This window comes from Streptococcus sp. HMSC072D03 (assembly GCF_001812855.1).
In the GTDB taxonomy this organism is placed as follows: Bacteria; Bacillota; Bacilli; order Lactobacillales; family Streptococcaceae; genus Streptococcus; species Streptococcus salivarius_D.
Genome location: NZ_KV810649.1, coordinates 102,302 through 117,484, shown reverse-complemented (window position 1 = coordinate 117,484; position 15,183 = coordinate 102,302). Strand labels below are relative to the sequence as shown.

The window sequence follows — 15,183 nt, the reverse complement described above, 5'->3', positions numbered from 1 at the left end:
TTTTTTTATGATATCATATCTCAAAAGAGCCTGTTCAAAAGCCAAATCTCTATCACTTTTAGAATTAAAACGCATCTCGAATATCCCCTTTAAAAAGAGGCTGGGACAAAAGTCCTAGCCTCTCAATTGTCTTTGGTTTGTCGAGCAAGACGCAGTGGTTGAGTGGGCTCTACACGCTGATTTCATCAGCTTTTACAGCCCTACTCAACTGTCCCACTCTCATGTTCTATAATGGATAAACCTTGCGAAATTCTTCTAAAACAACCTTGCTGTTAGGTGTAAAAGTCATTCCTGCCTCTCTCAGCCACTCGGCGAAACAGTCCTCATGAACCTGACGCCAATAGGCCAGAGATTTGTCTCCTTCCCCTTCCTTAAAGGCATGGTCAGCTGACACTTGATGAAAAGGCTGAACAGAAACCTTTGTTATTTCGACAATGCAGACAGCCTGATCTTGGCTATCTAAAATGATATCAAATGTCCCTTCTTGTGGAAGGGCTTCACCCGCTAGAGCGTAAAGATCGTAAGCTGAAGCAGTTGCCGTCTTTTCACCTTTTAAAACCAAGTCTGCCAAGAGATCAGCTTCCACTCCAAAAGACCAGGCATCTATCTCATCTCCGATAGAGGGGTTAATTTTCTTGTATTGATTCCACATTTCTTGCGGTGTCATTTCTTCTCCTGTTTTTCTTTTACCTTCCAATTCATGTGAGAGGTCTTGTCCAATTCTGGAAATCCTCCTAACTCTGCCTTCACCTTCAATACTAAAGGCGAAGCATTTTCTTCTGTAATCTGCTCGATAGGAAGCCAGATTGCATTTGCTGAATCATTGCTTCCACCAAGAACCTCTTTAGGAAGGGATTGTTGAGAGCGTTCGAAATCGAGTACGATATCATAAAAGGCCATGAGATGGTGTACTGCGAAGTCTTGTCCTTCTTCCTGAACCATCACATCATAGATTCTAGGGTTTGAATAATCGCTAAGAGCATATCCTGTCTCTTCCAGAACTTCTCTCTTGAGGGTCTCTGTCAACCCCTCACCTAGTTCTTGGCTACCACCCGGTAGATCAAAACGATGTTGATAAGGTCCTCTCGTTTTCTCAATGCAGAGTAATTTCCCATTTTCAAAGCAAATGCCATAGACACCAAAGTGATTTTTGATTTCCATCAAATCCTCCTACTTTAATTCAAAGCTCAGTCGATAGTAAAAAATGAGTATAGCCATTCTTTTTGAAGACTATCATTTTACAATACTACTTCAAAACTATCTTCAGAAACTTTTACTGCTTCTATAATTTCATCTTCTGAAATTTTTCTTCTTTTCGAAATGACTATTTCATAATATCATATAAGTATGGTACTATACTTTCCCCGTCTAAATCATCTAAATTTTTTATCCACTTATACTCCACATGTTCTTCTGGATCTAATTTAATATTGATATTTTCATTTTGAAGTAAGTTGGCACTATAGACAAGTCTTGTAAATATCTTATTATTATCTATATTACTATCTTCATGAATAATGTTTTCTAATGAAATAACTAGGCCAACTTCCTCTTGACACTCTCTGATTGCAGCTTGTCTAGGAAGCTCCCCATCTTCTACACTCCCACCTGGAATATCCCAATAAGAGGGATAATAATTTTTTTCTCCTCGTTTAATATCACTACGTTTTATTACAAGATATTTATTTTTAAACATTATCAAACTATGTGCTATTAATTTATTTTCCATTAATTTTCTTTCCTTTCTCTTGTTCTGTAATTGATACTTCTTAATAATCGTTTTCATGTAATTGAACAATAGTTTTCTTGAACTCTTTGGTATATTTTTGGCTCATTTGGACATCTCCTTTGGTTAGATACTATTCCACCAAAACGTGTCCATAAAATCATACTAACATCAGACCGTAGTCTCCCTTATGACTAGAACGAGGATGCTCGATGATCACTTTTTCAGTAGAACTTGATCAATCTCTTTCATACACTACTCCTTCAACCTATCCTTACTATGTAACACTTGATTCACCTTGGTATTCCAAGCCTGTAACCCTTCTCCCTCATAGTCTAGGTAAATCACTCTATCTTGTAATTGACTAGGAATCAAACCTTCAAAACAAGCCTTATCTTTCGAAGGAATAATACACAAATAAAGAAAGGTATCCAAATCTAAACTATCTCTTACCTTCGCAACATGATAGCCATCAAAGATATAACCTGGTGCTTGAATTAATTCTTCATACAGGAAATGAAAACTAACGCCAGGAATGAACTTTTCTTGCAATTCCTCCTCAGAAGGTGCTCGTCCTAATAAACGCTCCATAGCGAGTCGGTAACCCGAAGTCGTATTAGACCATCCAAACATGATATAGTCAAAATAGTCTGCTGGATCAGAAGCTGCATTACGACTATCTGTAACTAGCTCAGCCCCACTTTTACCAAATACTTTAACCGCTGACATGAGTTTGCCTGTCTGAAAAATAGCCTGAGCCACCTCAACTATACAAGTATGACTACAATAATCTGAAGTAACCAACTTCCTCTGAATATCATAGGTAGAAGCTACAAGCTGATGACTTGGTCTGTATGGAGGAAAATAGGTATGCTCTTGCAAGTAATCATGAATTTGTATAGTTAATTCATGATTCTCACATTCCACAATGGTCTGACGATGATGGTCCTGTTCATAAGCAATAAACTTTGCTAGCTTCTCCAATTCCCATTCTTGAATCTTAGGATAGTTTTCAAGAGCAAATTGATACGTCCCATCCCACTGAAGACTATAATCTGCATTACAAACTTTTACAATCATGGTCCTTCTCCTCAAATTCTCTTACTTTTATTGTACACCTCACTACCCAATTAAAAAAGGAGAAGAATATGCTGTCTTCTCCTTTTTTATAATGATCAGCCTTTTAAGAATGATAAGTTATGAATCATAATTCTTCCTTACGCTTGAAATTCTGTCAATATTTTGGACACATTTTTAAGAAGTTTATTTTCTTGATCTCGTTGGCTTGGTTGGTGACTTTTAAAGGCGTAGTAGCTAGACCGTGAAACTTGGAATAAGCGACACATCACCTTGATAGAAAACTGATGACTAGCACAAAGATGGAAAACACCACAAGTCCCTTCCATACAAAAGCCTGTGAAAATTTGCCCATCTTCCGCTTCAACGGCAGCCACGACGTGTCTTGCATAGACAAAGTCTGAGACTTCCTGTGGCTGATACAAGGCTTGAGCCTTTTCATACATTTTCTGCCAAATATCCATTATTTCTCCCTTAACCGTGATCACTTTCCCTTTGAGACTTGATAAAGAGTGCAAGCCCTGTTGCTACTGCAGTATAAGCTACAATAAACAGGAGTGATTTCCATGAAAATTTCCCATTGATAGCAAAATTAACGACCAATTCATTGACATGATAGACAGGTGTCCACTCAGAGATGCTCTGAACCCACTTAGGGAACATGGAAATAGGAACCCATGAACCACTCACTATAGGCAAGACAAGGTAAATAATATTTGCCACAAGAGACATGAATTGTTGAGATTTAATCTGAGCGATAAGTAAACCAAAAGCTAGAAAGAGCAGACCAGACAAAAGTAAGAGAGCACCTGACCCTACCCATCTAAAGAATGGCATCTCTACATCTCGGAAAAAGCCACCTACACAAAAGGTCACAATGATGGCAACCATAAAGTTTAGAAGCACACGAAAGATTTTAGAAAGATAATAAGCTGCAATACTAACCTTTGAGTGCTCGATATAGGTCAACCAGTGTTCAATTCGGTCCTCTTGCAACATATAGGGAAAGGTAAACAAACCAAAACTAGACATAGAGAAGCCAGTCATGGTCAGCATATAAGACAGCAAGAACTCTTTTTGAGCTTCTGGAGTAGGTGCTGAGAAGATACTAGAAAAAAGGAGGAAAAATCCGACAGGTATCCCGATTCCCATGATAAAGACTGGCCAACTTCGCCACGTTTTAATCCATTCAATTTTTAGTAATGCTTTCATGCCTTGTCCTCCCTTGTTGAATCAAATAGGCTATCCAAGAGTGTTTTATTTTGAATTTCAATATCAGAAATTCCACAGCCCGAATTTTCAAGACTTTGCCATACCTTTTCGATATCTTTGGTCATGAAGCTAACGACATCCCTCTTTTCAGTGATTTCATAGATATCTGGCAGGCCATGAACAATGCTAACAAAACGACTTGGAAGAGTAACCTGTTTCTCCTTCTCTTCGTGTCGCATAGCGTATGGCGTGGTATCTCTGATGAGTTTTCCCTGATGGAGAACTAAGATGCGGTCAGCTGTATGCTCTACTTCTTCAATATAGTGGGAAGAATAGAGGATGGTTGTCCCAGCTTTTTTCAAGTCATTGACAATCTCCCAGAAACGCTGACGAGTGGAGGTATCCATACCCGCTGTCGGCTCATCCAAAAAGAGAATTTTAGGTTTATCAATCAAACAAAGGACAAAAGCCAGAAGACGTCTTTGTCCACCAGAGAGTTTATCCGCAAACTGCTGGTACTGGTCTTCCTTGAATTGTAAGAGGTCTTGCACCTCTTGATTGGTCAAGGGATTATCAGAAATAGATTGGAAGAAGGCAATTAGCTCTTCCACTTTCAAACTATTTGGAATGGTATTTTCCTGAAGTAGAACCGCAATTTTATTTTTGGCCTTACCTGCTTTACCATCAATGAGGACCTGACCACTGCTCGGTTTTTTATCACCAAGAATACAGGACATCAAGACAGTCTTACCCGCACCATTTGGTCCAATCAAGGCGACACAATCGCCCTTGTTTATTTCAAAACTAATATCCTCTAAAATGGTCTTTCCCTTGATGCGTTTTCCAAGGGATGTGACTTGAATAACCGTTTCACTCATACCTGTGATTTCCTTTCTTTTGTATAGGAGCCATGCTAATTGACGATAGAGCTGATATCATCGGACTTCCCTTAATACTCCACTTCCAACTCAGTGCAGAAGAGACTTCCGGTCAGATGAAGCCTTGTTTCAACTTGCTCGAAATCAGATTCAAATCGATCCACATTCACAGATGATAGAGGATGTGAAATTCCAGTGCTATCCATGACACAGCCGTGAGGAAGTCGGATATGAACTTCACCAAACTTAGCATCAAGATGAACAGCTACCTGATCTGACGCAAACTTGGCCTGACTCAAATCCAACCAAAGCTCACCAAAAGCTAGATTCATATCAACTGTTTCGATTTCTTGAGAATAGATGCGATACCTATCCTCAGCCATATAGGTCTTAACAGAAATATGAGGTCCCTCTTGGTCGTTCTTATTAACCTTATAGTCTTTAGTAAGGCCTTTCTTTTCACTACGGCCATAAAAAAGCTCTAAGGCCAAACCAATGAGAAAGATACCGCTAAAGAGATTCCACTGTGCAAAATCGAGGTTTAACAAGTCATGAATATAGGGTGATAAGAAGGCCAAACCAAGAAAAATGAGGAGAGGCCGCTTATTCAAGATACCAAAACAAAAGAAGGCCACGAAGAAAACCAGATTATAATTGACCATAATCCAAAAATCTGGAATAAAGGCACTGGCGATAAAACAAGCTGCTAGCAAAAGCAACAAGAAGGCCCGAGCATTAAACCGTTTCATAAGGAAACTCCTTTCTAAAAAAAATGATTGCAATTTTCCAATTATTTTCACTATCAGTATAGCACTATTTGTAAACGTATTCAATGTTATCTAAGAAGGATTTTCAAGAAAAAAAGAGCTTTCGCCCTTTCATCATTTTCAATGTTTGACAGTTACCTGTCCAAAGGATACTGAGCCTGTTAGAGAAACTGTAGTGCTAGACAAGTCTCGCTCTCCCAGACTATCGTAGCCTTTCACTCCTGCTAGGCTTGTATGAAGCCCATGTGTATCCACTTGCCAATCCTTAGGCACTCGAATGACAACATGAGAAAAATTGGCCTGAACCACAATCTGAGGTCGGTCCGTCATAAACTGAGCCTGACGCAAATCTAAAGTCAAACGTCCAAAATCGGCATTGGCATAGACAGTTTCGAGATTTTGTGAAGTCACCACCTGAACAGACTCTGAAAATAAGGTCTTAGCAAAAATCTCTCGCTCATGTTCTTTAGACACCTTGTAAGAAAAGTTCTTCTTATAACTTGGCTTGCTCAAACGGTCTACCGCAATTCCCAAGATAAGAATCCCTACAAACAGGGTCCATTCTGAATAGTCCAATCTAAAGAGGTCATGGATATAGGTCGACAGAAAAGCCATTCCCAAGAAAAAGAGAAATTTCCCCTTAGATTGCCAACTCAAAAGCACAAAAAGCAAGGCCAAAATCAACTTATAATTGAAGGCCAAATAAAGATCTGGAATAAAAGCTGTTGCGATAAAATAGGCAGCAATAATAAGTAGGGTGATAACACCTGCATTAAAGCGTCTCATAACAGTTCCTTTCTAAATCCTATCCTTGAGTTTTTCCACAAAAAGGTAGGCGGCTGGACAGAAAAGCGTATTTTTAATAGTCAGATGATTGATCTGATAGATTTTCTTACGATCCGTGTGAGGAAAGGCTGCACAAGCCTTAGGACGGACATCATAGATATCACAGAGATTATCAGGCCCTAAGAATGGACAAGGCATAGACTTGAAGACCTTGTCACCATCCTCATCTACCTGCAGGTACATCTCCTCGAAAGCAGGTAACTTCATGCGAAAATGCTTGGCAATACGAGTAATGTCCTGCTCTGTAAAGTCTGGCCCTAACGTCTTACAACAATTAGCACACTGGGTACAATCAATTTCTTGAAAGACTTCATTGTGTACCTGCTGAACAATCTTATCTAAATTTTTAGGAGCCTTCTTCTTGAGTTGTGCTAGAAACTTGCGGTGCTCCCCCTGCTTTTGACGTGCCAACTCCTCGTAACGTTTGACATCAATAGTCTGTGACATGTGTTTTCTCCGATGATTTATAATTCTTTCATCTATTATAGCATAAAAGAAATAGAGCCTAGTTTAAACTAGACTCTATGTTAGTTACATCGATACGATTCTACGATAAGAACGCGACGTAAGGGCAAAAACCAAGACATAGGCTAGGAAGAATACCCCACAAACAATGATAGTGACCACTAACATAAGACTTGGGTTGAAAACCCCAATAATACGCACAATCAAACTGAGCATATGATAGGCAAAGGCCAAGTGAATAAAGGCAAAAATCAAAGGGAGGAAGAAGACGGTAAGTACTTGCTTACGAATAGTTTGCTTGACTTGAAGGTCGTCCAACCCAATCTTTTGAAGAATAACAAAACGCTCACGATCCTCATAACCTTCAGAAATCTGTTTATAGTAAATCACAAGAACTGTGCCCAGCATGAAGATGATGGATAAAAAGATACCAATAAATAAGGTTCCACCAACAAAGCCATTTAGCATCCCTTCTGTATCATATTGGCTATTAGCAGTGAGGTAAGACTGAGAGACGCCAGTATTTTGTCCAGCTAACTGTTGTGTTTCTTTATCTGTCATTTGGTCTAGCAAATCTGAATTTTTCTTGGCATCATGTGTAGGGTTCTTGACGTTAACACCAACATAGGTAGCTTGCGTTATTGATGTCCCTTTCATTGATGACTCAAAAATCTTGATATCTGGTACAACTAAGTAGCTATAATCTGACACAATAATCTTATAGATATTTGGTATTTTTTTATTGATAAAGTCACCAAGTTGCCTATGAATCTGGTAGTTCTTACCATCTATGGACAGACTCTTTTGCGTCTTCAATGTTTTATTCTTAGTGTATAAGGCAATTTGATTAGAACTGAGATTGAGTTCTTTCCCTGTCAATTGCTTAAAGGTTTCTTGAGAAAAGACCAGAACAATTGATTTTGGAACAACTTTTCTTTCATTTTTAGTAAAAACGGTTAACTTATTAGTTTCTTGATTTTTTATACCAAATAAAAGATAAGAGACAGCTACTTTTTCATTTGCTTGCTCACCTGTTTTGATTAAGAAATCATCCATAAGCTTTTTAGTGCTTGTAAGGTCAACTTTATTGCCCGCAACTGAATAATCATGTGGAGTAGCACTCGCTAGATAGTCTTTTTTACCAGCATAGATACTTGCAGCGCCTACAAGCGTCACCAAAACCATGCTTGAGAGGATAGCAATAGTCGCCAGACCAACTGCATTTTTTTTCATCCGAAAGACAAGGTTGGAAATGGAAATCATATTATTAGGCTTGTAATAGTAGTTTTTCTTCTTTTTCAAGAGTTGCAGAACTACTGTAGTCCCGGCATTAAAGAGAAGATAAGTTCCTAGAATAACTAGTAAAACAGCCAAGAAAAAACTCATAATAGCCGTTACTGGATCCTTAACAGAGAGAGCAAGATAGTAACCATACCCCATAGACCCAAGCCCCAAAAAGGTTTGAATAACTAGGAAACGTCCCTTTTTTTCACCCTTAAGGCCATCTTTAGTTAATTGTAAAGGATTAAGCCGTAGCAATCGGAAACCATTTACCAAAACCAATAAACTAAAAATACAAGCAAAGATGACAAGAACAATAGGAATTGTCATTACTTGAAAGGTCGAAACTAAACCAGTACTTTCACCGATAAGCCTTTGAAGAAAAGCATAAATGAGTTTATCAAATAGTGCTCCCACACCTATACCTAGAAGCAGAGTCACAAAACTCATAATCACCGTTTCTTTTAGAATCATACTAAAGAGGTGACGCTTCTCTAAGCCTAACATACTATAGAGGCCAAGCTCCTTTGAACGATTTTTCATAACAAAGCTATTGGCATAAAGAACAATAATTCCAGAAGAGAGGGCGACAATCACAAGTCCCATCCCCAAAACCATCTTGATAGGATCTGACCCAGTTAAGTCATCCAGATGCGGATTAAGCGTTAAAGATGTAAAAATATAGGTAATGGCAATAGCCAAAATAGTTGCTAAAGCATATGGATAATAAAGCTTACGATTTTTTATGAGATTGGACAAAGCCAGTCTATTGGTCAGAAGAAACATATTAGTTCACCTCACTTGCCATTGCAGTTAGTGTATCGGAAATTTCCTGGAACATTTGATGTTCAGACTTATCTCCTTTGAAGATTTGATTATATAGAATACCATCCTTAATAAAGAGAACACGCTGTGCACGACTGGCAGCCGCTGTCGAGTGAGTTACCATAAGAATGGTCTGACCACTGGCATTGATTGCATCAAAGACATCCAAGAGAGCTGCTGAAGATTTGGAATCCAGGGCACCTGTTGGCTCATCTGCTAAGAGTATTTCTGGTTTAGTGATGATTGCACGCGCAACCGCAACCCTTTGCTTTTGTCCACCTGAAATTTCATAAGGGTACTTCTCTAGCAAGGGATGAATCCCCAATTGACGACTGATAGCTTCTACTTGTGTCATCATTTGCTTAAGTGGGCGTCGAGAAAGGACCAAAGGTAGTAAGATATTATCTTTAACAGATAGGGTATCCAAAAGGTTGAAATCTTGGAAAACAAACCCTAATTTTTCACGACGAAAACTGGAAGCATCCTTATTTTTAATGGTTGCTGTGTCCATACCATTAAGATAGACACGCCCTGCTGTTGGTTTATCAAGCATGGCAAGGATGTTGAGCAAGGTTGATTTTCCTGAGCCAGACTCACCCATGATTGCAACATAGTCACCCTTTTCAACTGTGAAATGGATATCTTTAAGGGCTTCAACCTGATTTCCTTTGAAACGTGTTTTATAGATTTTTTTAACATGTTGAACATCTAGTAACGCCATAATAAGCTCCTTTATTTAATAAATTTGGAAGAGATTTTTGGAACCTCTTACTTAACTTCTGATACCATTTTATAGAAAAAGCAAGGTCTCAACCATAACCCTTGCTTTCATTTGTGGTCATATTTCTTACACTTTTGTAAGTTATTAATCAATCGCCAACTTCTGCTTTTGAAAATGAATGGAGACTGTGGTTCCTTGGCCAACTTGTGAGCTAATACTAATATCATGTCCAAGCTGATCAGCAATTTTCTTAGAAAGATAGAGACCTAGCCCAGAGGACTGCTGAGTCAGTCGACCATTGTAACCTGAAAAGCCACGCTCAAAAACCCGTAGAATATCACTATTTTTAATACCAATCCCAGAATCTTTAAGATGAAGCCAGTTATCTTTGAAGTAAATTTCAATACCACCGCTTTTTGTGTACTTCAAACTATTTGACAAGACCTGCTCTATGATAACCAAGAGCCATTTTTCATCTGAAACGACCTTAACATCTAAGTCATGTAGATTAATAGTCAATCCTTTTTGAATAAAGAAAAGACTATGTTTTCTAACAACTTCTTTAACCAAGGGTTCTAATGTAACCTGCCTCAACTGCAAATCATCATGAAAATTCTCTAAACGTAAATACTGCAAAACCAAATTGGTATAAGAATCAATCTTGAATACCTCTTGCTCCAAGAGAGCCCTCGTTTTACTATCCGTAACATCCTGAAGCAATAATTGACTGGCTGCTATTGGCGTCTTGATTTGATGCACCCAAAGGGTATAGTAGTCCATCAAATCTGTATAGCGCTTGCGCTCCTCCTCAGTCTGAGACATCTGGCCCTCCCTAGCACTTTCCAAAGCTTGGGCCAGGTAAAATTCTAAAGGACTTGATGGTGTTATTTCCTCATAGAGATAGGCTAAGTTATAAGAGTGATAGGACCTAACCAAGTCCCAAATAACCATGATGATAGTCACAAAGGTCATTATGGTCAAAGCATAATAAAGAATATCTGCCGCCTCTTCAAATAAAAAGGCAAACAAGACCAATATGATTCCATTAAAGACAAACAAAAGATAGAAAGTCAGACGAGACCTAATATGGTATTTGATAAATTGACACTTACCCATCATGACGCAACCCGTAGCCAACACCTTTCTTGGTTTCAATAAAATCCTTCAAACCCACTGCCTCTAACTTCTTACGTAAACGAGCTACATTAACTGACAGGGTATTGTCATCAATAAAGAAGTCACTATTCCAAAGCTCCTTCATCAGGTCTTCCCGACTAACGATATTACCAGCATGATCAAAGAGAACTTGTAAAATCTGAAACTCATTCTTTGTCAAAGAAACGACCTCTCCCTGATAAACCAAATCCATGGCCTTAAGGTTCAGAATCACACCCATATATTCCAAGAGACTCTGATCCTTACCAAACTCATATGAACGACGCAAAAGCCCTTGAATTTTTGCTAGGAGAACATTTTGGTCAAAAGGTTTAGTCACAAAGTCGTCCCCGCCCATATTGATTGCCATAACAATATCCATGGCCTGATCTCTCGAAGACAAGAACATAATAGGCACCTTGGAGACCTTACGAATTTCCTGACACCAATGATAACCGTTGAATAGAGGTAAACCAATATCCATAAGAACCAAGTGGGGTTCTACTTTTACAAAAATAGATAATACTTCCATGAAATCTTCAACAAGAACAACTTCGTAACCCCACTGTTCTAGTATTTTTTTGACTTGTTGACGGATAACCTCGTCGTCCTCCACTAATAAAATCTTATGCATAACTCTACCTCTTTCATTTCCCACTATTATAACAGAAATGCTATAAGAAACGACCATTATCAGCAAATCTTACAATAATGTTAGATTGAATTTTCCAACTTTTAAAATAGTGCGTTTTCATAGGAAAAATCCTTTGAGTCTTCAAAGAAAATATAGTATTATAATAGAGTTGATGTTGGTTTATCATCAACCAACGACAGCTTCATCGAACAATGAGAACATTACTTATTTATGTCACGAATCGGCGTGACGTTTCTACAAGGTGCCGTAACACCTAACAATGAGTAAGTCAGAAAGTCATAAAAAGATTTTACCGTCTTTTTATGATTTTAAAGGCTTGCTTTGCAAGCCTTTTTCTGTTATTCGATGGTTTTGATCTTTGTCAGAGTCTTAATAGAATCTGGGAAAATCAAAATACACTTTAGTTATATTTTTTATAGGAGGTAATATGAAATTACTGGAAGACCGCATTCTCAAAGATGGGAATGTCCTTGGGGAGAACATCCTCAAAGTTGACTCTTTCCTCACTCACCAAGTGGACTTTGACCTCATGCGTGAGATTGGAAAGGTCTTTGCTGCAAAGTTCAAGGATGCAGGCATCACCAAGGTGGTGACTATCGAGGCATCTGGTATTGCTCCAGCCCTCTACGCTGCTGAGGCCTTGGATGTCCCTATGATTTTTGCTAAGAAGGCTAAAAATATCACCATGAATGAAGGGATCCTCACTGCTGAGGTCTACTCCTTCACTAAGCAGGTGACTAGTACTGTCTCTATCGCAAGCAAGTTCCTCACTCCTGAAGATAAGGTCCTCATCGTTGACGACTTCCTAGCTAACGGCCAAGCTGCCAAAGGCTTGATTCAAATCATCGAAGAAGCTGGTGCACACGTCGAAGCGGTTGGTATCGTTATTGAGAAATCTTTCCAAGATGGTCGTGCCCTTCTGGAAGAAGCTGGCTACCCAGTCGTTTCACTTGCTCGTTTGGATCGTTTTGAAAATGGTCAAGTCGTATTTAAGGAGGCAGACATCTAATGCAAAATAAAGAGAAACACTCGCAAGCAGCGGTCCTAGGACTGCAACACCTACTTGCCATGTACTCGGGATCAATCCTGGTGCCAATCATGATTGCTGGAGCCTTGGGGTATTCAGCTCACGAATTAACCTACTTGATTTCAACTGACATTTTCATGTGTGGTGTAGCAACCTTCCTCCAACTTCAACTTAATAAATACTTCGGTATCGGTCTTCCAGTTGTTCTTGGGGTTGCCTTCCAGTCAGTAGCACCACTTATTATGATTGGTGAGAAACACGGTAGCGGTGCTATGTTTGGTGCCCTTATCGTTTCAGGGATTTATGTTATCCTCGTTTCTGGCGTCTTTTCAAAAGTGGCCAATCTCTTCCCTTCTATCGTTACAGGATCAGTCATTACAACTATTGGTTTGACCCTCATCCCTGTTGCAATCGGAAATATGGGGAATAATGCTGATAAGCCTACTGGTCAAAGCCTCTTCCTTGCCGCTATCACCGTTCTTATCATCCTTGTAGTTAATATTTTCACTAAAGGATTTATCAAATCCATCTCAATCTTGATTGGTTTGATTGTCGGTACTGCTATCGCAGCAAGCATGGGCTTGGTTGACTTCTCACCAGTAGCTGCGGCACCTATTGTTCACGTGCCAACGCCATTCTACTTCGGGGTACCTAAGTTTGAGTTGTCATCAATTATTATGATGTGTATTATCGCTACCGTGTCTATGGTTGAATCAACTGGGGTTTACTTGGCCCTCTCTGATATTACCAAAGAACCACTCGATAGCACTCGCCTTCGTAACGGTTACCGCGCTGAAGGTTTGGCTGTTCTCCTTGGTGGACTCTTCAACACCTTCCCATACACTGGTTTTTCACAAAACGTTGGTCTTGTGAAGTTGTCAGGTATCAAGACTCGCTTGCCAATCTACTATGCCGCTGGTTTCCTTGTTCTTCTTGGACTCCTTCCTAAGTTTGGTGCCTTGGCACAAATCATCCCAAGCCCAGTCCTTGGTGGTGCAATGCTTGTCATGTTCGGTTTTGTTTCTATCCAAGGGATGCAAATCTTGGCGCGTGTTGATTTCGCCAATAACGAACACAACTTCTTGATTGCTGCAGTATCAATCGCTGCAGGGGTTGGTCTTAACGGCAGCAACCTCTTCAACAGCCTACCAAATGCTTTCCAAATGTTCTTCTCAAACGGTATCGTGGTCGCAAGCTTGCTTGCCATTGTCCTCAATGCCATTTTGAACCATAACAAAAAAGAAAAATAACACAAGAACACCTGAGTCGCTTGACTTAGGTGTTTTCTTTGAAATTGAAATCTTCAATTTTGTAAATCGAAAGAAAAGACTAAGCAACTACTCTGTCTAACTTCTACTGAAAGTATCTCGTGTTATTTAATTCTTACGATTGACTTATTTTCAATTCTATAAATAGCATCGTAATCTTCCAGATTGTAATGATGGGCAATTTCAATAAGACTATTAGGCAACTGTTTCAAGACCTTTCTTATTTCTCTAGAACTTGCTGCATCTAAAGAAGCCATCATCTCATCAGCAAGTAAAACCTGCTTCCCTCTCAAAATTGCACGTGCAATCTCCAGTTTTATGATTTGACCACCTGAAAAGTTATCTCCAGTTAATTCATAGTCTAATTGCTGACAACAAGCCTCCCATAGTCCGACCTTTTTTAGTGTTGAAATGAGCACTGAGTCTGAATAATCTTGATAAAGAGTTAGATTATGTCGCACACTTGTATGAAAGATATAGGGATTTTGATGAATAATTGCAATGTTATCTAAATTTGGAGTCAGCTCCATTCCATCAATGCTTTTAAAAATGATTTCCCCACTATATGCCTTATCTTGCCCTGATATTAACCTAAAAAGTGTTGTTTTCCCAATACCACTATCACCAACTATAAGATTATGCTGAGACAATGAAAAAGTAACCGTAACATCTCGAAAAATCTCTTGATTATCATAAGATTTAGTGACGTTTTTTAACTGAATTTCTTTTAAAGTATGTATGTGATGCCCTTTTGAAGGCATTTCTGCCTCGCTTCCAAATGTCAATAATTTATCTTTTATCACTTGACTTGATTGAATACTTGCAATAGCCTCCAGAATTTGTTGTAAGGGGTTAATAAGATATGTTGAAGCAGACATCATGGCAATAAGTGTAGTGATTGAATTTTGTTTCATTACAAGACCAATCACAAACGGTCCAATCAAGCCGATAGCTTTCAGAGGTCCTGTCCAAAACATAACTAAATTCTGAAGTGTATAATACTTAAATTGTGTCATCTCCATCTCACCAAGGGTTATGAGAGTTTGACTTACATTCTCTTTTTCTGCTTGATTGCAAATAATCGTTTCAATCCCCTTACCAAAATCTGTGATAGCTCTTAAATTCTTCTCTTTTGAACTACTTAGTAATTCTCCTGATTCTTTTAATTTTCTCTTAAATATAAACTGAGGCAAAATCATCAGAAAGGCTCCTATAGTAAAAAGACTACCCACAATAAGATTTTGTTTGAGCAGATAAATAACAGATACTAGGACAGAGGC

Annotated in this window: 16 protein-coding genes, 2 pseudogenes and 1 riboswitch; of the genes and pseudogenes, 2 read left to right on the top strand and 16 right to left on the bottom strand. The window is 38.8% G+C overall.

Features of this window, described 5'->3' with window-relative positions; all coding sequences use genetic code 11:
- Positions 1–226: 226 nt before the first annotated feature.
- The 15 genes and pseudogenes from HMPREF2877_RS04510 to HMPREF2877_RS04445 all read right to left on the bottom strand — a co-directional run bounded on the left by HMPREF2877_RS04510 (position 227) and on the right by HMPREF2877_RS04445 (position 11,587).
- Positions 227–667, bottom strand: coding sequence for an ASCH domain-containing protein (locus HMPREF2877_RS04510; RefSeq protein WP_070578828.1), 441 nt, complete (start codon positions 665–667; stop codon positions 227–229).
- Entirely contained in the window at positions 664–1,161 is a 498-nt protein-coding gene (locus HMPREF2877_RS04505; RefSeq protein WP_070578825.1) for an NUDIX hydrolase, read from the bottom strand. Before HMPREF2877_RS04505 ends, HMPREF2877_RS04510 begins: the two co-directional genes overlap by 4 nt.
- 163 nt (positions 1,162–1,324) lie before the next feature.
- A complete protein-coding gene (locus tag HMPREF2877_RS04500) occupies positions 1,325–1,729 on the bottom strand; it encodes an NUDIX hydrolase (RefSeq protein ID WP_070578985.1) in 405 nt (134 codons plus the stop codon).
- 160 nt (positions 1,730–1,889) lie between these two features.
- Positions 1,890–1,978, bottom strand: a pseudogene (locus HMPREF2877_RS11460) (carbohydrate kinase); the annotation flags it as partial.
- A 3-nt stretch (positions 1,979–1,981) separates the two neighbouring features.
- Entirely contained in the window at positions 1,982–2,806 is an 825-nt protein-coding gene (locus HMPREF2877_RS04495) for a phosphate ABC transporter ATPase (protein ID WP_070578822.1), read from the bottom strand.
- A gap of 286 nt (positions 2,807–3,092) precedes the next feature.
- A pseudogene (locus tag HMPREF2877_RS04490) lies at positions 3,093–3,267 on the bottom strand (cytidine deaminase); the annotation flags it as partial.
- Positions 3,268–3,277: 10 nt separating this feature from the next.
- A complete protein-coding gene (locus HMPREF2877_RS04485; protein WP_045772324.1) occupies positions 3,278–4,015 on the bottom strand; it encodes an ABC transporter permease in 738 nt (245 codons plus the stop codon).
- The gene (locus HMPREF2877_RS04480) at positions 4,012–4,893 is read right to left on the bottom strand and encodes an ABC transporter ATP-binding protein (RefSeq protein WP_045772323.1); all 882 of its coding nucleotides are present in this window, start codon (positions 4,891–4,893) and stop codon (positions 4,012–4,014) included. Before HMPREF2877_RS04480 ends, HMPREF2877_RS04485 begins: the two co-directional genes overlap by 4 nt.
- 71 nt (positions 4,894–4,964) lie before the next feature.
- Positions 4,965–5,642 carry a hypothetical protein gene (locus tag HMPREF2877_RS04475; RefSeq protein ID WP_045772322.1) on the bottom strand — a complete coding sequence of 226 codons (678 nt, stop codon included), beginning with the start codon at positions 5,640–5,642 and terminating at the stop codon, positions 4,965–4,967.
- Positions 5,643–5,780: 138 nt separating this feature from the next.
- Entirely contained in the window at positions 5,781–6,446 is a 666-nt protein-coding gene (locus HMPREF2877_RS04470; protein ID WP_037602160.1) for a hypothetical protein, read from the bottom strand.
- Between the two features lie 12 nt (positions 6,447–6,458).
- Positions 6,459–6,953, bottom strand: coding sequence for a YkgJ family cysteine cluster protein (locus HMPREF2877_RS04465; protein WP_002885314.1), 495 nt, complete (start codon positions 6,951–6,953; stop codon positions 6,459–6,461).
- A gap of 84 nt (positions 6,954–7,037) precedes the next feature.
- Positions 7,038–9,038: an ABC transporter permease gene (locus HMPREF2877_RS04460; protein WP_045772321.1), complete on the bottom strand. Its 2,001-nt coding sequence runs from the start codon at positions 9,036–9,038 to the stop codon at positions 7,038–7,040.
- Position 9,039: 1 nt separating this feature from the next.
- On the bottom strand, positions 9,040–9,798 hold the full coding sequence (locus HMPREF2877_RS04455; RefSeq protein WP_037610458.1) for an ABC transporter ATP-binding protein: 759 nt from the start codon (positions 9,796–9,798) through the stop codon (positions 9,040–9,042).
- Positions 9,799–9,942: 144 nt separating this feature from the next.
- Complete coding sequence (locus HMPREF2877_RS04450; protein ID WP_045772320.1) at positions 9,943–10,917, bottom strand: sensor histidine kinase; 975 nt, start codon at positions 10,915–10,917, stop codon at positions 9,943–9,945.
- A complete protein-coding gene (locus HMPREF2877_RS04445) occupies positions 10,907–11,587 on the bottom strand; it encodes a response regulator transcription factor (protein WP_070578818.1) in 681 nt (226 codons plus the stop codon). Before HMPREF2877_RS04445 ends, HMPREF2877_RS04450 begins: the two co-directional genes overlap by 11 nt.
- Positions 11,588–11,792: 205 nt before the next feature.
- Positions 11,793–11,888: riboswitch (purine riboswitch) on the top strand.
- 147 nt (positions 11,889–12,035) lie between these two features.
- Between HMPREF2877_RS04445 and HMPREF2877_RS04440 the strand changes: the two genes are divergently transcribed.
- Positions 12,036–12,617, top strand: coding sequence for a xanthine phosphoribosyltransferase (locus tag HMPREF2877_RS04440; protein WP_070578815.1), 582 nt, complete (start codon positions 12,036–12,038; stop codon positions 12,615–12,617).
- A complete protein-coding gene (locus HMPREF2877_RS04435; protein ID WP_070578812.1) occupies positions 12,617–13,885 on the top strand; it encodes a nucleobase:cation symporter-2 family protein in 1,269 nt (422 codons plus the stop codon). Before HMPREF2877_RS04440 ends, HMPREF2877_RS04435 begins: the two co-directional genes overlap by 1 nt.
- Positions 13,886–14,007: 122 nt before the next feature.
- On the opposite strand, the gene HMPREF2877_RS04430 is transcribed toward HMPREF2877_RS04435, so the two are convergent.
- Positions 14,008–15,183: ATP-binding cassette domain-containing protein (locus HMPREF2877_RS04430; RefSeq protein WP_256262924.1), on the bottom strand; the 1,176-nt coding region annotated here is incomplete at its 5' end.